Origin of the sequence: Mycolicibacterium psychrotolerans (genome assembly GCF_010729305.1) — a bacterium.
Lineage (GTDB): Bacteria > Actinomycetota > Actinomycetes > Mycobacteriales > Mycobacteriaceae > Mycobacterium > Mycobacterium psychrotolerans.
In genome coordinates this window covers 1,797,693-1,815,779 of the sequence record NZ_AP022574.1, presented here as the reverse complement: position 1 = coordinate 1,815,779, position 18,087 = coordinate 1,797,693, and the positions used below count along the sequence as shown (strand labels likewise).

Genomic DNA, 18,087 nt, shown 5'->3' with positions numbered 1-18,087 from the left:
CGATTCCGGCCTCCCGGGCTGCCCCGCTTCCTATTCTGAGGACGACCGGAGCGAGCCCGTCCCCAGATCGGCGGTGCGCAGATGACGACGCCTGTGGTGTGTGCCTTCTGCGGTACCGGGCTGCGGCCCCGCGCGAAGTTCTGCGACGAGTGCGGCACTCGCCTGAGCACCGAGCCTGACGCGGCCCAGTACAAGCAGGTGACGGTGTTGTTCGCCGATGTGGTGCGCTCGATGGACATCGCGTCAGTGCTCGACCTCGAGCGCTTGCGCGAGATCATGACCGACCTGCTCGAACGCGCCGCCGCGGTCGTCGACCGCTATGGCGGGACGGTCGAGCACACCGGCGACGGGGTGATGGCCACGTTCGGCGCCCCGGTCGCACTGGAGGACCACGCTATCCGGGCGTGTCTGGCCGCCAACGAGATTCAGAGACAAACAGGCCTGCTGGCGAGCGAGGTCAAGGAGCGCGACGGCGTAGATCTGCAAGTGAGGGTCGGGCTGAACTCCGGTCTGGTGATCGCCGGGGACATCGGTTCGGGAACGCTGGGCTACGGCGCGACCGGGGAAGCGGTGGGGATGGCCCAGCGGATCGAATCGGCGGCTCCCCCCGGTGGGGTGATGATGTCGGAGTCCACGGCGGCGCTGGTGGAGCGCGCCGTGGTGCTCGGCCCACCCGAGGCGGTGCGAGTCAAGGGAATCGATCATCCGGTGTCCGTGCGTCGGCTGCTGGCCGTCAACGCGCCCGCGCGCCCGCTTCGCCAGGACGAAGCCGTGCTGGTGGGCCGCTGGAGGGAGATGGCGGTGCTCGACGCGATGGTGCGCCGGGCGGCCACCGGCGGCGGAGGCGTTCTCACGGTCACCGGAGCGCCCGGTGTCGGCAAGAGCCGGGTGGCACGGGAGTCCGCGGCGCTGGCAGGCGCGTGCGGCATGGAGGTTTTCTGGACCTTCTGCGAGTCGCACGCCCGCGACGTTCCGTTCTGGGCGGTGTCGCAGCTGCTGCGGCTGAGCCTCGGGCTCGGCGAGGATCCCGACGCGGCGCGCGTCCAGGTGCACACCCGGCTCCCGGATGCCGACCCCCAGGATCTGCTGCTGCTCGATGACCTCCTCGGCATCGCCGATCCCGCCGTCGGGCTGCCATCGGTTGATCCGGATGCCCGGCGACGCCGGCTGACGGCCCTCATCAGCACCATGGTGTCGACCAGAACCGCGCCCGCTCTGTTCGTCGTCGAGGACGCCCAGTGGATCGACACCGCCAGCGAAGCGATGATGGCCGGCCTCCTCGCCTCGTTGGCCGGCACCCCGGCGATGCTTCTGGTCACCGCGCGGCCTGAGTACGTCGGCGCGCTCATCACTGTGCCGGGCGCGCACTCGATCACCTTGGCACCGCTGAGCGATGCCGATGGCGCGGTACTGACCACCGAGCTGCTCGGCAGCGATCATTCGGTCGCCGAGCTGGCGGCCGTCATCACCGCACGGGCCGCCGGCAACCCTTTCTTCGCCGAGGAGATGGTGCGCGAACTGGTGCAGCGCGGCGTACTGGTCGGCGACCCGGGCCACTACCGGTGCCAGGCCAACGTCGCAGAACTCAGCGTGCCCGCGACGGTGCAGGCGGCCATCGAGGCGCGCATCGACCGGTTGAGCGCGCCCGCGCAGCGGACGTTGACCGCGGCCTCGGTCATCGGGGTGCGGTTCGGACGCCGTCTGCTCACCGCGCTGGAGGGCGAGCCGGCTGTAGACGAGTTACTCAGGACAGAGCTGATCGACCAGGTGAGCGACACCCCGGAGGTGGTCTACGCCTTCCGTCATCCCTTGATCCGAGCAGTCGCCTACGAGTCGCAACTCAAATCCCACCGCTCGCGGTGGCATCGGCGCCTGGCTACCGCCATCGAGGAGTCCGAGCCCGGCAGGGTCGACGAGAACGCCGCGGTGATCGCCGAACATCTGCGCGCCGCGGGCGAACTGGCGGCGGCGTACGGCTGGCACATGCGTGCTGCGGCCTGGGCCACCGGACGCGACATCGCCGCGGCCCGGGAGAGCTGGGAACGCGCCGCGGTGATCGCCGAACAGCTGCCCGACGCCATACCGTCCCGACCCACCATGCGCATCGCGCCGCGAACGATGCTGTGTGCCACCGACTGGCAGGTCCGAGGCGTCAACAGGAGCGGCGGCCGTTTCGGCGAACTGCGCGTCCTGTGTGATGCCACGGGAGACAAGGTGTCGCTGGCGATCGGCATGACCGGACTGATCACCGAGTTGCTCTACGCGGGCCGCCCGGGCGAGGGATCCCTGATGGCGTCCGAGCAGATGGCGCTGCTGGAATCGATCGGCGATCCCGACCTCACCGCCGGGCTGGCCTTCATCGGGTTCGTGAACTGGTTCAACTCCGGCGAATTCGCCGAGCTGCTGCGGTGGTCGGAGACCGTCATCGACCTGACCGCCGACAACCCCTCCACCGGTTCGGGTTTCGGCTTGGGATCGCCGCGGGCTGTCGCTCTGGCCTTCCGCGGTGTCGCCCGGTCCTGGCTGGGCCTGCCCGGTTGGCGGTCGGACATCCGCGACGCCGTCGTCCTCGCCCGACGCAGCGATCCCGTCACGCTGGCCACCGTCGTGGCGTGGACCTACGCACTGGCGATCGCGTCCGGAGTGCTCTTCGCCGACGACGACGCGATGGCGGCGTTCGAGGAGACGGTGCAGATCGCGCAGCGGTCGAGCAGCGATTTCGCGTTGACCGGGGCAATCTTCTCTCAGTCGATTGCGCTACTGAGTCGCGACAGCGAGGACGACCGGCGCCGCGGCCTGCACATGTTGCACGATATTCGTGACATCCACCTGCCGGCCCACATCCCGTCGCTGGTGCCGAATGCCGCATTGTGGTCGGCCGGTGAGGCAGCCAGGCGCGGTGAGATCGACCTCGCCCTCCCGGTGATGCGCGAAGCCGTGGACGAACTCTACGGGGCGGGCCGCCTGGGGTGGGCGATTCTGGGCACCGGCCAGCTCGTGGAGGTTCTGCTGAAGCGCGGGACCGGCGACGACCTCGACGAGGCGCACCGGCTGATCGAGCAACTGGCGGGCCTGCGCGCCGACCACGGATCGGCGATGCGTGACATCACGCTGTTGCGCCTGCGAGCGCTGCTGGCGCGTACCCGCGGCGACGACGCCGCTCACGGTGACCTGGTGCGGTCGTATCGCGAGATGGCGGAATCGCTGGGCTTCGAGGCACATTCGGTATGGGCGGCGGCGATGGAGGCGGTCGCCGGAAGGCCGTCGTGAACGCTGGCCGCACCAGCCATCGACCGCTTCGGCTAGCCGCGCTTGCGCCATTTGAACAGCGCCGCGAGTTCCTCGCGGCTCGCCGCCCCCGTCTTCGCCATAGCGCGGTAGATGTGGCTTTCGACGGTGCGCGGCGACAGCGTCAGCCGCTCCGCAACGGCGCGATTACTCAAGCCCTCGCCGACCAGCATCGCGATCTCGGTCTCGCGCTCGGTCAGCGGCACTTTCTCAGCGCTCTGCCGAAGCGCCACCGTCCGGATACCGCCGCACGCGTCGGCCAAGGCGTCCGCCCGCGCGGAATACGCAAGCGCTGAACCCTTTCGGTCGTGCCGCCGGTACACACGCGCGGCGTGCGCTGCCGCATCGACCGCGCCGACCCGATCGCCCATCCGCTCGAATTCGTCCGCGAGCGTGGCCAATTGAGCGGCGTCGTCGGCGTGGATCGCCGAGGCGAACCGGCTCGCCAGCGCGACGCGCGGGCCTTCGACCACCGAAACCAGCTCCCCCAACCGCTGCGCGGCCGTCCTGTCGCCGAACTGCGTGGCGATCTGCAGCACCATCACCTCCTCGGCGTATCTGCCCGCTTTCCGGCACCGCGCCGCCGTCGCCTGGAGGGAGCAGACCGCTTCACTGACCGCCCCCTGCGCCGCGGAGATCCACGCTTCGGCGAGGCTGCGCTCGAAGTCGAGCGACCGGAATCCGCGCTGGGTATCGGCCAACGGGGCGAGTGCTGCGACGGCGTCGTCGGTCAGGCCGCGGATCGCCAGCGCGGTCGCGTACGGCATCCGGTACCGGTAACCCCATCCGACGGGATGCGGACCGGACAGGCCTTCGACCGCCTGCCCGAGAAGAAGGCAGGCGGTCCCGAGGTCACCGGCGCCGAGTGCGGCCCGGCCGGCGACGGCCGCGCCGAGTAGAGGAGCGACGCCGGGCAGGCTCGCCGCCTGCCGCCGCATCCGGTCCGCGACATCCCGTGCCTCGTCGACCCGGCCGGCGAACAGCAGAGCACTCACGTGCGCGTCGGCGATGTTGAAGATCATGTGCGGCGCATCCAGGGAGTGGGCCGCGACGGCGTATCCGGTCTCCGCGACGGCCACCGCGTCCGAGATGTGGCCCGCATCCGCTGCGATGTGGGCGAGCGCCCAGGCCAGTTCCGCGCCGACCACCGGAATGTCGCGCAGCGCGAGATTCCCGGCCGTCAGCAGCGCCTCGGCCGGGCGGTCCATCGCGAACCAGTAGACGGTCAGGAAGGCGTCGATATAGGTGCGGGCTTCGGGAGCCGTGACGTGTGAGGCATCATCGATGATCTCCTTGGCCTGCGCCGGGTCGGCAAGGTCCCACAGCATGTTGCTCGCGCGCAGGAACGCCAGCCGGGCGCGGTCCCGATCGGGCAAGCCCGCGGTGTCGATACCGGCCAGCACAGCTTCGGCTTCCTCACCACGTCCGAGCCATGAAAGTGCGTGTCCTCGAACTAGTTTGGGCTCCAGTTCGGCGCCCGCACGCTCGGCCGCCGCGGCGATGCGATCGGCGAGCTGCAGATCCCCGAGCCAGACCGCTCCGTGCGCAGCCCTGACGAGCAGCCTCGGGTCCGGCGCACAGTCGGAGTCCAGTTCCAGCGTCGCGCGACGGACGACCATGCGCACGTCGTCGCATTCGGGGATGGCGGCGAGTTCCGCCGCGACCAGTCCGCGCAACCGCCGCAATCTGCTGCGTGGCGCGCGGTGTCGCCGTACTTGGCCGTACAGCGGGTGCGCGACCCGCGCCTCGATGGCGCCGCCCGCGGGTTCGAGGGTGACCAGGCCGCGGCTCTCGGCCTCCTCGATCGCGGCCATGTCGGTGATCCGGGCCAGCACCGGCAGATCGAGAGGTTCGCCGACCGACAGCACGTCGACCACGTCGCCGACCTGCTCCGGCAGGTCACCGATCCGGGACTCGATCAGGTCGGCCAGACCCAGCGGAACCGCCGGATCACCCGACCACCGCCAGCACCCGCCCTTGTGGATCAGTGCACCGTCGGCGACCGACTGCTCGACGAGGTGCTGCAGATAGAACACGTTGCCCCGGGTGAGCTCCCACAGCTGGCGCGCGGTCACGGCCTCGACGTGCCCGTCGAGAGCCGCGGCCACCAGGGCCGCCGTGTCCTCGGCACTCATCGGCGCCGGCTCCAGCCGATCGAACTCTCCGGCCTTCAAGACCTCTTGGACCGCGGTGGGGATCGTGTCACCCGCCCGGACGGTGATCGCGACCTTCGCCAGCCGCTGCTGCACGATCTGGTGCACCACGAACGTCGACAGGTCGTCGAACAGGTCGATGTCGTCGATGCCGATCACCACCGGGGCGGGTTCACTCGGCGCGGTCAGGGCGTCCAGAACCCCGCGCAACAGCGCGACCGTGTCGCCGACCCCCGACGGCGCCCACGCGGTGAAGGCACCCAGCGGGATCGCCTGCGCGGAGGACGTCCCGGCAGTCCAGCGGGTCTGCCAGCCACGGGCGGCCGCGCTCGCCAGCGCCTCCCGCACCAGCCGGCTCTTACCGACCCCGGTCGGGCCGCAGACGAGCACACCCGACCCACTCGAGGCCGACAGCGCGGCCTCGATGGACGCCATCTCCCCGGACCGCCCGATGAGCGGCCATGCCAATCGCACACCGAAAGCGTAAGTGCCCCGCCGACCCGGGTGACCGGAATGCCCACTTCGGCCGGTTTGCACCTGCAGGCAGCGGGGTAACGCTCGCTGTCATGAGCGCTGAGCCCGACGCGAGTTCTCCCCTCGGCGCCGACAGCGGCGGGGAGAGCATGCTCACGGTGGCCATCGCGCTGGCCGCGAACTTCGCCGTCGCTGTCGCCAAGACGGTGGCGGCGGTGATCTCCGGGTCCGCGTCGATGACCGCGGAGGCCACCCACTCCTGGGCCGACACCGCCAACCAGGGCTTCCTGATCGTGGCGAACCGGCGCAGCAAGAGGCCGCCCGACTCCGACCGACCGTTGGGGTACGGCCGCGAGGCCTACGTCTGGTCGCTGCTGGCGGCGGTCGGGCTGTTCGTCGTCGGCGGCACCGTGTCGGTGTGGCACGGCGTCACCGAGATCGTGCACGGCGAGTCGGGACCGGAGAACTATCTGGTGGCCTACGTCGTGCTCGGCGTCGCCTTCGTGCTCGAAGCCTCGTCGCTGTTCCAGGCGTTCCGCCAGTTGCGCGGCGAGGCAAGCCGATACGACAGGGAACTGCTCGACCACGTGCTGGACACCTCCGACCCGACCACTCGCGCGGTGTTCGCCGAGGACACCGCCGCCCTGATCGGCATCGTGCTCGCGCTGCTCGGCATCGGACTGCACCAGCTCACCGGCGACGCGATCTGGGACGCGATCGGTTCCATCCTGGTGGGCCTGTTGCTGGGCGTCGTCGCCGTCATCCTCATCGACCGCAACCGCCGGTTCCTGGTGGGCGAACCCGCCAGTCCTGCGCTGCGCGAGGCCGCGATCGCCCTGCTGGAACGCCTGCCGGAGGTGGCCTCGGTGCGCTTCATCCGGCTGGTGTTCGTCGGCCCCAAGCAGCTGTTCCTGGTGGCCAGCGTCGACCTGGTGGGCGATGCCGCCGAGTCCAGGATCGCCGAGACGTTGCGCGACCTGGAGAACAGGCTGCAGACCGAGCCCTACATCGTCGACGCCGTGCTCACGATCGCCGAACCCGACGCGCTGGACCGGCTCGCCTAACCGCCTTTGACCACTTTGAGGACCTGCTTGCGCAGCCCCTCGGTCGCCGTCTCCACGCCGCCCTTGATCGTGCGCTTGAGGATGAAGCCGGGCAGCGGCACCGACAGGTCGATCGCGATGTCGAACTTCACCCGCGTCCTGTCGCCTTCGGGAGTGAGCGTGTAACCCGCATCCTGGGACTTGAGCTGGTTCGCCGAGATCAGCGTCCACGTGACGGAGTCGTCGCCCCAGGTGTATTCGATCACCTGCTCATCGGTCAGCCCGGCGGCCTTCACCGTCATCTTGACCTGCTTGGGCCGGCCGTTGTCGTACCGATCGAGGACCTCGGCCTTCTGGTACTGCGGCGACCAGGTCGGGGTCGCTTCGACATCGGCGATGACGTCGAGGATCTGTTCCGGCGTTGCTTCGATCACGACCTCGCGCGAATCCTTGGTTGCCATGGCGCGACCATAGAGCACGGGCCGGCTGTTCGGATCGAGATCCCGCGCCCAGGCCCGTACGCTCGTTGTCTGTGAGCAGCGACGTCGATCCCGAAGTCCCGCCGAGCGGCACCGGTTGCGCCGAGTGCGACGCCCAGGGCGGCTGGTGGGTGCACCTGCGACGCTGCGCGGCGTGCGGGCACATCGGCTGTTGCGACGACTCACCGATGCGGCACGCCTCCGCCCACTGGCGGTCGAGCCGGCACCCGATCATCCGTTCGTTCGAGCCGGGCGAGGACTGGTTCTGGGACTTCCGGACCGACTCCTACTACGACGGCCCTGAACTCGCCGCACCGCGGAGCCGTCCGCTCGACGAGACGGTGCCCGGCCCGCGCGGCCGGGTCCCCGCCGACTGGATGGCACAGCTGCAGGCGCGCAACGGCTGAGCAGCCGCGGCTCAGCGCCCGGCGAGGACCTCGTGCGCGGCGTTGTAGCCCGGGATGAAGGTGATGCCAGGGCCACCGTGACAGCCCGCGCTGGCCAGGTACAGCCCGTCGACCGGAAGTGGTTGGCCGACATAGCCTTTCGGGCCGGGACGGTTGGGCCCCATCTGTTCGGGGTGTATCAGGCCATGGCAGTAGTCGCCGCCCGGCGCGCCGAACATGGTCCCCATGTGTTTGGGCGTGAACGTGGTGTGGCGCAGGATCAGGTTCTCGAAATCCGGTGCCAGCCTCGTGATCTTGTCGATCACCCGCCGGCCCATCTCGGTCTTGAGGTCGCCGTAGCTCGCCTTGTCCTCGGTGAGGGGGAACCACAGCGAGAATGCCGACACGGCGTGCTTACCCGGCGGCGCGAGGCCCGGGTCGTTGGCCGACGGGATCTGCAGGGCGATCGCGGGGTCCGCGGGCACGATGCCGCGCGTCGAGTCCTCCCACTGCTGCTGCAGCTCCTCGGGGGTGCTGAAAATGCCGATCGCCGACTGGTATTGCGGGTCGTTGAGCACCTCGTACGGTTCGGCGAAGGTGGGTGGCCCGTCGAGCGCGAAGTGCATCTGGAGATAGCTGCCGCGGTGATCGATGCGGGAGTACCGCTCCCGCATCTCGGTCGGGACCGCGCCCGGGTCGAGCAGCGTGTTGACGGTCAGGTCCGGCGCGACGGCGGACACGACCACCGGTGCGCGCAGCGTCGATCCGTCCTCGAGCCGCACGCCGCCGACGCGGCCGTAGTCGACCAGGATCTCCGCCACCTTTGTGCGCAGGCGCAGTTCGCCACCGGCTCCGGTGAACACCTGCAGCAGGTGCTCGGTCACCGCACCCATGCCACCACGGAACTTTCTGATCAGCGTGGCGTTCTCGTCCGGGACCGCCAACCCGAACGCCAGCGCGGCGGCGCTGCCCGGCGTCTGCGGCCCGCGATAGGTGGTGTTGACCGCCAGGAACGCGAGCATGCCGCGCAGGGCGCCGTGCTTCTCCCGGTCGGGCAGATGGCGGTCGAGCACGTCGCTGACCGAACCGAACAAGATGTCGCTGATCGCCTGGCGCTCGAATTCGTTGGTGGCGCAGGCGAACATCTCGTCGAGCGTCCTGGGCGGGCGGGCGGCGTCGAACCGGCCGAGCGCTCGGGTGGGGGCCTGACACCACGCCATGAGGCCGGCCAAGCCGTTGACGGCGTCGGCTCCGTGGACGTCGTTCAGATGGGTGAGCAGCTTGAGCGGGTCGGTGTAGTAGATGACGGGGTCGTCGCCGATCCCCCGTAGTTGCACGCTCATCACGTCGAGGTCCACGGTGGGTAGGTCGTCGAGGCCGAGCGCCTCGCTGACCACGGCCGAGGTGGGCACCTGCACAGATCCGGCGATCTCGAACCGGAAGCCGTCGAACAGTTCCACGGTCGAAGCCATGCCGCCGGCGTAGAGCTTGGCGTCCAGGCACAGCGTGCGCAGTCCCGCCTGCTGTAACAGCGCGGCCGCGGTCAATCCGTTGTGCCCAGCCCCGACGACGATCGCATCGAAGTCCGTCATCGCCTGAGGCTGACACGACCCCCGATGTTTTGTCAATATTGACGAAACGTGCCGCTGCTACCCGGCGGCGATCCCCGTCTCGAGCAGAGCGAGAGCATGCCGGCACAGCCGGTCGAGCTCGGGCAACGAGCGGTCCTCCCCCAGCATCCACACCTCCATGGCGCCGAACACGGCCGCGGCGATGCACCTCGCGGTCACGGTGATCCGCATGCGCTCGTCCGTGCCGGGCGCCGGCGGGTCGGTCCCGGCCATGTGCTCCTCGACCGCCTCGGCGAAATCAGCCTCGACCTGCCTGATGTGCCGCACGATGCGACCCGGGTCGAGCTCCTGGGCCCGCATCGCGGCGATCTTGGTGACGGCCGAATCGTCATACGGCGATGCCATGATCGCCGACTGCACGGACTCGATGATCGATTCCTCCGGCGAGCGTGACGACAGTGCGGCCCGGAACCAGTGCAGGCCGGCGTCGTAGTCGGCGAACAGCAGGTCGTGTTTGGAGGCGAAGTGCCGGTAGAAGGTGCGCAACGACACCCCGGCATCGGCGGCGATCTGCTCGGCCGACGTCTCCTCCACCCCCTGGGCGAGAAATCGGACCGCGGCCGCCTGCCGAAGGGCTTCCCGGGTGCGCTCGCTACGCGCCGTCTGCGCAGGCCGGACCATGTGCGTAAGGTACCGCACCCCTCGGATTCGGCACTGCGGCCCAATCCGGCTCGAGCGGGTGACGTTGCCATTCACGAGTGGCTGGAACGGGTTAGGGTCACTGCGACGGGTGGGGTCACCCGTATCGCTGACGACCGGGGGCAACGGGGCGTGAAGGTTCATCATCTCAATTGCGGCACGATGCGCCCCTGGGGCGCCGGGACGCTGGTCTGTCACGTCCTGCTCGTCGAGGCCGCCGACGGTCTGGTGCTCGTCGACAGCGGCTTCGGCACGCTGGACTGCCGGCGGCCCGCCCGCTTCGGCCGGTTCCGGCGGTATTTCTTCCGGCCGTCGTTCGATGCGGACGAAGCCGCCGTCAACCAAATCGAGGCGCTCGGCTATCGCCGCGGCGACGTCCGGCACATCATCACGACCCACTTCGACGCCGATCACATCGGCGGGCTGGCCGACTTCCCCGACGCGCAGGTGCACGTCACCTCCACCGAGGTGCGCGAGGCGATGGGCTCACGCTCCGTGCCCGACCGCATCCGCTTCCGGGCCGACCAGTGGGCGCACGGCCCCCGCATCGTCGAGCACGACGCCGCCGGGGAGCCGTGGCGCGGCTTCGCGGCCGCCAAGGAACTCACCGGCATCGGTCCCGGCTTCGTGCTGCTGTCGCTACCCGGCCACACCCAGGGCCACGCGTGCGTCGCCGTCGACGCCGGACACCGCTGGATCCTGCACGCCGGCGACGCGTTCTTCCAGTGCGGCACTCTCGACGAAGACCCGCGGGTGCCCGCGCTCACCGCATTCGAGAAGGCTGTCGCTGCGGATCGGAAACGGGTGGCAGACAACCACTCTCGCCTCGTCGAGCTGTACCGGCGAGGCGACCCGGACATCATGATCGTCTGTGCGCACGACCCGGTGCTGTTCGAGCGCGCCAGGGCCACCGCGACGGCCTGACCGGCAGGCTACTGCCAGCGGCCGACCAGCGCGATCGACGCGTCGACCGCTTCGTCGGTGACGTCGCTCATGCGGCCACCCTCCTCGACGGTGATCGCCGTCAGTTCGCGAAGACCCCCGAGCAACATGATGATGCGCCGCCTCGACACGGGACCGATTCCCGCCGAGCGGAATTCGTCGGTGTCGCCCAGTGCGCCGACCATCTCGATGAAATGCTCCATGGCGTCGCGCTGCAGCCCGCGGGCAGCGGCACCGAGAGCCGGCACGTCGCGAATCCAGCTCAGCATCAACGCCGATCGCGCCTCGGCCGACGAGATCCACGCCTCGATGGCCTGCCTCACCTGCTTCTGCCAGGGTGCGCCGGGATCGACCGCCGCGTAGATCTGCCGGATCTGGTCGGCGTTGGCCTCCGACAGCAGGGCGACGAAACACTCGTCGCGGCCGGCGAAGTGCTCGTAGAACGTGCGGCGCGACGTCCTGGCCCGGCGCACGATGTCGGCGACCGTCGTCTTCGCGTAGCCGTCCTCGGCGATCGACGCCTCCAGGGCGTCGAGCAGCCGCTGGCGGAAGTCGCTCATGTCAGCGGCAGTAATTGCGCGTGGCGAGATCCACGGCCTGCCGGTAAAGCGGATCCAGCCCGCGGGCGCTGGCCACGGCCGCCTTGGCGGCGTCGAGTTCGGCCAGGCACTGCGGCGCGTGCAACTTGCCCCACTCCTCGGCCATCAGCGTGACCATCTCGCGGTTGAGCGCGTCGATGATGTCCCGCGACGACCCGAGGTCCGGTGTATCGGCCGGAGCGGCAGCAGGATCGAGCGTCCACTGCGCCAGCCGGCTGTACTCGATGCCGACCGTGGCGTCGATCTGATCCCGGAAGGCGGTCGTCACATAGGCCGGATCGATCTGCAGATCCCGCGCCTGGCCGGCGACGGAGTCGAGCACCTGTTGTTCACGCGCCGGGTCGACGATCGGTCCGCCGGTATGGAACTTGTTGGCCGCGACGGGCTCGGCGACCTCGAGCCGGCGCACGGCCGCGTCGACGAGGTCGGTCAGCGAGTGCGTGGGCTGCGCCGAAGCAATGGGAGCCATCGGAATCAGGGCCACCGCCACACCGACGGCGACGGCGACCGGGGCGAGTGCGCAACGGATGTTCATGGTGGCCAGGGCCGGGATCGAACCGGCGACCTTCCGCTTTTCAGGCGGACGCTCGTACCAACTGAGCTACCTGGCCGGACGGCACCGATCACTCGTTCCCAAGTGCCTCGCCGTGATGGCGACCCTGACGGGACTCGAACCCGCGACCTCCGCCGTGACAGGGCGGCGCGCTAACCAACTGCGCCACAGGGCCTTACTGTGCGACTCCCCACCGACCAGGTCGCCGCGTGTACCCCCTACGGGATTCGAACCCGCGCTACCGCCTTGAAAGGGCGGCGTCCTAGGCCGCTAGACGAAGGGGGCCAGCCGAATCTCTCCGGGGTACTCACAACGCTCGTGTCTGTTGGGAGCTTCGATAGCTTAGGGTACCGACACCCAAATCCTCAAACGGCCAGCCCGGCAGTATCCTTTTCGAGGCGCACGCGCCACGCCCCTATAGCTCAGTTGGTAGAGCTACGGACTTTTAATCCGCAGGTCGCAGGTTCGAGCCCTGCTGGGGGCACACGTTCTCACAGCACGACGAGCAGTACGGCGAGCACCAGAAGGATCAGCACCGCCGCGCCGGCCAGCGCCACTCCGGTGCGCTGCGGCGCCGGTGCAGGGGGATCCAGGCAGGCGCGCATCTGCTGGGCGGTCGCGAAGCGCCAGCGCGGGTCGCGCGACATGGCCCGTTCGACCGTCAGCGCCAGTGCGGGATCCACATCGGGCCGCACCACCGACAGCGGCGTCACCGCGCCCGCGGCGATCGCATCGGCCAGCGTGGTGAGACTGTCCTGCGGATAGGCCCGCCGGCCGGTGAGCGCCTCGTAGGCGACCACCCCGAGTGCGTACAGATCGTCGGCCGGCATCGCGGGCCGCCCGGCGATCCGGTCGGCGGGCAGGTAGGCCATCGTCCCGAAGACGCGGTTGGTCAGCGTCTGCGGGGTGTCGGCGCTCTTCGCGACGCCGAAGTCGGCGATCTTCACCGCACCGAACCGGGTGAACAAGATGTTGGCCGGCTTGATGTCGCGGTGCAGCACTCCGCGGGCGTGCGCCGCGCCCAGTGCCGACAGCACGTCGCGCATGATCGCGCGGACGTGGCCGGCCGGCATCGGGCCGCCACGGGCGAGCACGTCGGCCAGATTCTGACCCGGTAACCGCTCGAGGACGATGTAGTGCCTGCCGTGGTGCACGCCGGAGTCGTGCACGGCGACGACGTGCGGATGGCTGACCACGGCAGCGGCACGCGCCTCGGTGGCGAACCGGCGGCGCGTGTCGGGTTGGGTGCTCACCGACGGATAGAGCAGTTTGACCGCGACCGGACGGCCGAGTCGGATGTCCCAGGCATCGCGGACCTCGGCCATCCCCCCGCGGCCCAGCACACCCCGAAGTTCGTAGCGACCGCCAAGAACCTCCGGCGCCTGCATGCCTTCCAAGCTAGCCGGTGCGGCCCCGTTGCAAACCTGACGCGCCGCCGCGCGCGGCTCGTATGATCGGCCTCGATGCTCTACCAGCCTGCTCGTCCGCCGTTTTCGCGACGTCATCCCGTGGTCGTCGGGACCGCGGCCGCGGTGGCCGTGTGGTGGCTGTGGCTGGGCTGGTACTCGCCCCTGGTGGTGATCGTGGGCGCCGGGATGATCGTCGCGATCAGGCGGCGCCGCCGTGCGGCCGTCGTCCGCGACGCCGGCTTACGCGCCCGCGCCGACTTCGAACACCGACTCTGCCTCGCCGGTGACCCCCGCGGCACCTTCGGCCGATACCCCGCGGTTCAGCCGGGCTGGTACGTCAGCCCCGACAACGGGCGTCTGATGCGCTACTTCGACGGCGCCGCCTGGACGGGATACACCGCGGCCCGCTGACCCGTTCATACTGCGCCGGCGGTGACGAAACGCCGGGTGAATCCCGCCGTGGGCGCAGTTTCAACGGAGCCTCGCGGTCAGACCTTCGGGCTGTAGAAGTGCGGGTCGTCGCGGTACTCGACCGGCGGAAGGTTGCGCGCAGGCGTCTCGACCAGCGGCGCGTCGGCCGGTAGCCGGCCGTGCGCACGGTCCCATGCGGAACGTTTGCGCGGATGCATCAGCATCCGTTTGGGCAGCGCCCTGGTGACCTGATACACCGCGGCGCCGAACAGCTTGTGCAGCCGCTCCTGACGGGGTGACCAGGTGTAGCCCATCAGCTCCCGCACGGGCGGGTCGAACAACCCGACGGTGGTGAAGTCGAAGAACCGCTGCATTCCCGCCACGTTGAGGCGCCACAGCCAGTCGGGCATCCAGTCCAGCGAAGGGTGCTTGGGCATCGTGGACAGGTCCAGCACCTCGCGCGCCGCCCAGTTGTTCTCAAGCACGTTGCGGCACATGTGGTCCCAGTACTGCTCGAAGTCCTCCCAGCTCTTGGGCACCGCTCGCATGCTCATGCCGTACATCCGGTACCACGTCACGTGTTCGTCGAACAGCTGCCGCTTCTGGGCCTCGGTCAATCCGCCGCCCAGCCATTCGGCGGCCAGCAGCGTCGACTTGAAGAACGTCGCGTGCGCCCAGTAGAAGACCTCGGGGTTCAGCGCGCTGTACCGCCGGCCCTGCTCGTCGACGCCTTTGATGCCGATGTGGTAATCGCGGACCTCGGCCCCGGTCTTCGGTGCGCGGTGCCCGTCGAACACCACGCCGCCGATCGGGTAGACCGACCGGAACAGCCTCGGCATCCGTTCGAGGAAGAAGATGGAGTGTTGCTGCACCGCGGCGCCGAGCTGGGGATGCATGTTCTGCATCGACCCGGCCCACGGCCCCTGGAGCATGCCGGTCCACTGACCGAAGTACTTCCAGGTGAGCGAATCCGGGCCGAGCGGCGCGGGCACATCGTCGTAGCCGCTCGTGACCGGGCACCCGGCCGCGACGGATCCGCTGTTCACCGGGCACGAGACGGACGTATCTTGAGTCACTGCTGAGTTTCCCCGATTCTGACTACAGGCGTTGTCACTGCGAGCTTAGGAGGACTGTGCCGTCCGGTCAACGACGCGGCAGATGGTCGGGCGTCCCGTTGCGGGACCGCCAGGCGTTGCGCCGCGACGAGCTGATCACCGCGGGCATCAGCCTGCTGGGCAGCCCGGGCGGACCGAGCCTGACCGTGCGCGCGGTGTGCCGTGCCGCCGGCCTGACCGAGCGGTACTTCTACGAGAGCTTCGCCGACCGCGACGAGTACGTGGCGGCCGTCTACGACGAGGTCTGCAGTGCGGCGATGGCGACGCTGATGCGCTCGGAGAGCATGCGCGACGCCGTCGAGCGGTTCGTCTCGCTGATGGTCGACGATCCCGCCCGGGGCCGGGTGCTGCTGCTGGCGCCCGAAGCCGAACCCGTTCTCGCCCAATCGGGGGCGCGCTGGATGCCGAACTTCATCGAGTTGCTGCAGCACAATCTGACGCGCATCACCGACCCCACGAGGCAGACCATGGTTGCCACCGGGCTGATCGGGGCACTCACTGCCTTGTTCACCGCATATCTGGACGGCCGCCTGGCGGCGACCCGCGAGGAGTTCATCGATCACTGCGCTGAGCTCCTGCTCAGCCGCGCATCGAGTTGAGTCGTCCACTGTCGTCCGCCGTGTGAGCTACGGCGCGGTGACTTGAATGTCACCGAGTTACACAGATATATTGAGTGCAACCATCAGGTACAGATAACCGGAGGTGTCATGGCGAAGGACCTGACCGATCTGCAGCTGCTGACCGAACTCGAGCCCGTCGTCGAGCCTCTGGTCAACCGGCACATGCAGATGAAGAAGGACTGGAATCCGCACGACTTCATCCCGTGGTCCGACGGTAGGAACTACTACGCACTCGGCGGCCAGGACTGGGACATCGAGCAGTCCAAGCTGTCGGAAGTCGCCCGGGTCGCGATGCTGACGAACCTCCTCACCGAGGACAACCTGCCGTCGTATCACCGCGAGATCGCGATGAACTTCAGCATGGACGGGCCCTGGGGGTTCTGGGTCAACCGCTGGACCGCCGAGGAGAACCGGCACGGTATCGCGCTGCGTGACTACCTCGTCGTCACCCGCAACGTCGACCCCGTCGAGCTGGAGATGCTGCGCGTCGAGCAGATGACCCGCGGCTTCTCCCCCGGCCAGAACCAGCAGGGCGGGATCGAACTGTTCGCCGAGAGCCTGTTCGACTCGGTCATCTACGTGACGTTCCAGGAACTGGCCACCCGCGTCTCGCACCGCAACACCGGTAAGGCGTGTGACGACCCGATCGCCGACCAGCTGCTGCAGCGCGTGTCGGCCGACGAGAACCTGCACATGATCTTCTACCGCGACGTCTCCGAGGCGGGCTTCGAGATCGCCCCGGACCAGGCGATGAAGTCGCTGCACAAGGTGCTGCGCAACTTCAAGATGCCCGGCTACACGATCCCGGACTTCCGCAGGCGCGCGGTCACCATCGCCTCCGGCGGCGTCTACGATCCGCGGATCCACCTCGAGGACATCGTGATGCCGGTGCTCAAGAAGTGGCGCATCTTCGAGCGCGAGGACTTCAACGGCGAGAGCGCCCGGATGCGCGACGATCTCGGTGCCCTGGTGGAGGAACTGCAGGAAGCCGTCGACAAGTTCGAGGTCGCCAAGCAGCGCCGCGAAGCGCGGCTGGCCCAGATGGCCGAGAAGAAGGCGGCCAAGGCTCAGCTGGTGGGATCATCAGCCTCGTAACAGACACCCCTCGATCGGCCCGGTCCCTGAATACTCCCCCCGGTCGCTTCGCTCCTGCCCCCGGGGTGCGGATCGGGCCGTTCGACCTTCACAGCCCCGTCGTCCTCGCGCCGATGGCGGGGGTGACCAACGTCGCCTTCCGCACGCTGTGCCGTGAACTCGAGCTCAGCCGCGCGGGCACTGTCAGCGGGCTGTACGTGTGTGAGATGGTCACCGCGCGCGCCATGGTGGAACGCCACCCGGTCACGATGCACATGACGACGTTCGCGCCCGACGAGTCGCCGCGGTCTCTGCAGCTCTACGCCGTCGACCCGGAGACCACCTACGCCGCGGCCAAGATGATCGTCGAGGAGGACCTGGCCGACCACATCGACATGAACTTCGGCTGTCCGGTGCCCAAGGTGACCCGGCGTGGCGGCGGAGCCGCCCTGCCCTACAAGCGCCGCCTGTTCGGTCAGATCGTCGCGGCCGCGGTGCGAGCCACCGAGGGCACGGACATCCCCGTCACGGTGAAATTCCGGATCGGCATCGACGACGAGCACCACACGCACCTCGACGCCGGACGCATCGCCGCCGAGGAGGGCGCCGCCGCGGTCGCACTGCACGCGCGCACCGCCGCTCAGCGCTACTCCGGCACCGCGGACTGGGAGCAGATCGGCGCGCTGAAGGCCCACGTCACCGGGATTCCGGTGCTCGGCAACGGTGATATCTTCGACGCTCGAGACGCGGTGGCCATGATGGCCGCGACGGGCTGCGACGGTGTGGTGATCGGCCGGGGCTGCCTGGGACGGCCGTGGCTGTTCGCCGAGTTGTCCGCCGAATTCACCGGCGCGACACCGGCGACCCCGCCCACTCTGGGCGAGGTCGCGTCCATCATTCGTCGTCACGGCGAGTTGCTCGCTGCGCACTTCGGAGAGGACAAGGGGATGCGGGACATCCGCAAGCACGTGGCGTGGTACCTGCACGGTTTCCCGGCCGGGGCGGACCTGCGCCGGTCGATGGCGCTGGTCAAGACGATTTCCGAGCTCGACGACCTACTCGATCAACTCGATCCCGACGTGCCGTTCCCGGCGGCCGCCAACGGTCCGCGCGGCCGCCAGGGCTCGGCGGCCTCGGTGTCGCTGCCCGAGAACTGGCTCGACGATCCGGATGACTGCGCGGTGCCCGTCGGAGCCGACGTCATGCACTCGGGCGGCTGAACGCCCGTTTAGAGACTGTTGCGAGTGGGTATCGATCGTCATCTGATATCT

Annotated in this window: 16 protein-coding genes and 4 tRNA genes; 9 read left to right on the top strand and 11 right to left on the bottom strand. The window is 69.1% G+C overall.

The features are described 5' to 3' along the window. Window positions 1–81 precede the first annotated feature (81 nt). Window positions 82–3,270, top strand: coding sequence for an adenylate/guanylate cyclase domain-containing protein (locus G6N45_RS08975; protein ID WP_163721778.1), 3,189 nt, complete (start codon window positions 82–84; stop codon window positions 3,268–3,270). Window positions 3,271–3,302: 32 nt separating this feature from the next. On the opposite strand, the gene G6N45_RS08970 is transcribed toward G6N45_RS08975, so the two are convergent. Further along, window positions 3,303–5,915 carry a helix-turn-helix transcriptional regulator gene (locus tag G6N45_RS08970; protein WP_163721776.1) on the bottom strand — a complete coding sequence of 871 codons (2,613 nt, stop codon included), beginning with the start codon at window positions 5,913–5,915 and terminating at the stop codon, window positions 3,303–3,305. 92 nt (window positions 5,916–6,007) lie between these two features. Here G6N45_RS08970 and G6N45_RS08965 point away from each other — a divergent pair, with 92 nt between their 5' ends. Further along, window positions 6,008–6,979 carry a cation diffusion facilitator family transporter gene (locus G6N45_RS08965; RefSeq protein ID WP_163721773.1) on the top strand — a complete coding sequence of 324 codons (972 nt, stop codon included), beginning with the start codon at window positions 6,008–6,010 and terminating at the stop codon, window positions 6,977–6,979. Here G6N45_RS08965 and G6N45_RS08960 read toward each other — a convergent pair. Next, a complete protein-coding gene (locus G6N45_RS08960) occupies window positions 6,976–7,419 on the bottom strand; it encodes an SRPBCC family protein (RefSeq protein ID WP_163721772.1) in 444 nt (147 codons plus the stop codon). The genes G6N45_RS08965 and G6N45_RS08960 overlap by 4 nt on opposite strands. Window positions 7,420–7,490: 71 nt before the next feature. Here G6N45_RS08960 and G6N45_RS08955 point away from each other — a divergent pair, with 71 nt between their 5' ends. After that, a complete protein-coding gene (locus tag G6N45_RS08955; RefSeq protein ID WP_163721770.1) occupies window positions 7,491–7,844 on the top strand; it encodes a UBP-type zinc finger domain-containing protein in 354 nt (117 codons plus the stop codon). An 11-nt stretch (window positions 7,845–7,855) separates the two neighbouring features. Here the strand turns inward: G6N45_RS08955 and G6N45_RS08950 are convergent, their stop codons facing one another. Together G6N45_RS08950 and G6N45_RS08945 are read right to left on the bottom strand one after the other, a co-directional pair. Next, complete coding sequence (locus tag G6N45_RS08950; protein WP_163721768.1) at window positions 7,856–9,415, bottom strand: phytoene desaturase family protein; 1,560 nt, start codon at window positions 9,413–9,415, stop codon at window positions 7,856–7,858. Window positions 9,416–9,472: 57 nt separating this feature from the next. Further along, a complete protein-coding gene (locus G6N45_RS08945; protein ID WP_163721766.1) occupies window positions 9,473–10,075 on the bottom strand; it encodes a TetR/AcrR family transcriptional regulator in 603 nt (200 codons plus the stop codon). Window positions 10,076–10,225: 150 nt separating this feature from the next. Here G6N45_RS08945 and G6N45_RS08940 point away from each other — a divergent pair, with 150 nt between their 5' ends. Next, complete coding sequence (locus G6N45_RS08940) at window positions 10,226–11,017, top strand: MBL fold metallo-hydrolase (protein WP_163721764.1); 792 nt, start codon at window positions 10,226–10,228, stop codon at window positions 11,015–11,017. 8 nt (window positions 11,018–11,025) lie between these two features. Here G6N45_RS08940 and G6N45_RS08935 read toward each other — a convergent pair whose 3' ends face one another. The 5 genes from G6N45_RS08935 to G6N45_RS08915 form a co-directional block, all read right to left on the bottom strand. Continuing rightward, a complete protein-coding gene (locus G6N45_RS08935) occupies window positions 11,026–11,595 on the bottom strand; it encodes a TetR/AcrR family transcriptional regulator (RefSeq protein ID WP_179965300.1) in 570 nt (189 codons plus the stop codon). A gap of 1 nt (window position 11,596) precedes the next feature. Continuing rightward, window positions 11,597–12,169: a chorismate mutase gene (locus G6N45_RS08930; protein WP_163721762.1), complete on the bottom strand. Its 573-nt coding sequence runs from the start codon at window positions 12,167–12,169 to the stop codon at window positions 11,597–11,599. Beyond that, window positions 12,169–12,245 (bottom strand) — tRNA-Phe (locus G6N45_RS08925). The genes G6N45_RS08930 and G6N45_RS08925 overlap by 1 nt, the downstream gene beginning before the upstream one ends. 40 nt (window positions 12,246–12,285) lie before the next feature. Beyond that, window positions 12,286–12,362: transfer RNA gene (locus G6N45_RS08920), tRNA-Asp, on the bottom strand. Between the two features lie 37 nt (window positions 12,363–12,399). Then, window positions 12,400–12,472, bottom strand: a tRNA-Glu gene (locus G6N45_RS08915). A gap of 126 nt (window positions 12,473–12,598) precedes the next feature. Between G6N45_RS08915 and G6N45_RS08910 the strand changes: the two genes are divergently transcribed. Further along, window positions 12,599–12,671 (top strand) — tRNA-Lys (locus tag G6N45_RS08910). 7 nt (window positions 12,672–12,678) lie between these two features. Here the strand turns inward: G6N45_RS08910 and G6N45_RS08905 are convergent. Next, the gene (locus tag G6N45_RS08905) at window positions 12,679–13,575 is read right to left on the bottom strand and encodes a serine/threonine-protein kinase (protein ID WP_163721760.1); all 897 of its coding nucleotides are present in this window, start codon (window positions 13,573–13,575) and stop codon (window positions 12,679–12,681) included. Window positions 13,576–13,695: 120 nt separating this feature from the next. On the opposite strand from G6N45_RS08905, the gene G6N45_RS08900 reads away from it, so the two are divergent. Next, window positions 13,696–14,007, top strand: coding sequence for a DUF2510 domain-containing protein (locus tag G6N45_RS08900; protein WP_246228926.1), 312 nt, complete (start codon window positions 13,696–13,698; stop codon window positions 14,005–14,007). A gap of 77 nt (window positions 14,008–14,084) precedes the next feature. Here the strand turns inward: G6N45_RS08900 and G6N45_RS08895 are convergent, their stop codons facing one another. Further along, window positions 14,085–15,083 carry an oxygenase MpaB family protein gene (locus G6N45_RS08895; protein ID WP_163721756.1) on the bottom strand — a complete coding sequence of 333 codons (999 nt, stop codon included), beginning with the start codon at window positions 15,081–15,083 and terminating at the stop codon, window positions 14,085–14,087. Between the two features lie 56 nt (window positions 15,084–15,139). Between G6N45_RS08895 and G6N45_RS08890 the strand changes: the two genes are divergently transcribed. From G6N45_RS08890 to dusB, 3 genes are all read left to right on the top strand, one after another. Further along, a complete protein-coding gene (locus G6N45_RS08890; protein WP_163721754.1) occupies window positions 15,140–15,721 on the top strand; it encodes a TetR/AcrR family transcriptional regulator in 582 nt (193 codons plus the stop codon). Window positions 15,722–15,829: 108 nt separating this feature from the next. Next, window positions 15,830–16,837: an acyl-ACP desaturase gene (locus tag G6N45_RS08885; protein WP_163721752.1), complete on the top strand. Its 1,008-nt coding sequence runs from the start codon at window positions 15,830–15,832 to the stop codon at window positions 16,835–16,837. A gap of 65 nt (window positions 16,838–16,902) precedes the next feature. Then, window positions 16,903–18,036, top strand: a complete 1,134-nt coding sequence (gene dusB / locus G6N45_RS08880) for a tRNA dihydrouridine synthase DusB (RefSeq protein ID WP_163721750.1) — start codon at window positions 16,903–16,905, stop codon at window positions 18,034–18,036. The last annotated feature ends 51 nt before the right edge of the window (window positions 18,037–18,087 follow it).

Coding starts and splice junctions, on each gene's coding strand:
- G6N45_RS08935 (WP_179965300.1), bottom strand. CDS start 11,595: ATGAGCGACTTCCGCCAGCGGCTGCTCGACGCCCTGGAGGCGTCGATC.
- G6N45_RS08975 (WP_163721778.1), top strand. CDS start 82: ATGACGACGCCTGTGGTGTGTGCCTTCTGCGGTACCGGGCTGCGGCCC.
- G6N45_RS08960 (WP_163721772.1), bottom strand. CDS start 7,419: ATGGCAACCAAGGATTCGCGCGAGGTCGTGATCGAAGCAACGCCGGAA.
- G6N45_RS08950 (WP_163721768.1), bottom strand. CDS start 9,415: ATGACGGACTTCGATGCGATCGTCGTCGGGGCTGGGCACAACGGATTG.
- G6N45_RS08905 (WP_163721760.1), bottom strand. CDS start 13,575: ATGCAGGCGCCGGAGGTTCTTGGCGGTCGCTACGAACTTCGGGGTGTG.
- G6N45_RS08945 (WP_163721766.1), bottom strand. CDS start 10,075: ATGGTCCGGCCTGCGCAGACGGCGCGTAGCGAGCGCACCCGGGAAGCC.
- G6N45_RS08885 (WP_163721752.1), top strand. CDS start 15,830: ATGGCGAAGGACCTGACCGATCTGCAGCTGCTGACCGAACTCGAGCCC.
- G6N45_RS08930 (WP_163721762.1), bottom strand. CDS start 12,169: ATGAACATCCGTTGCGCACTCGCCCCGGTCGCCGTCGCCGTCGGTGTG.
- G6N45_RS08965 (WP_163721773.1), top strand. CDS start 6,008: ATGAGCGCTGAGCCCGACGCGAGTTCTCCCCTCGGCGCCGACAGCGGC.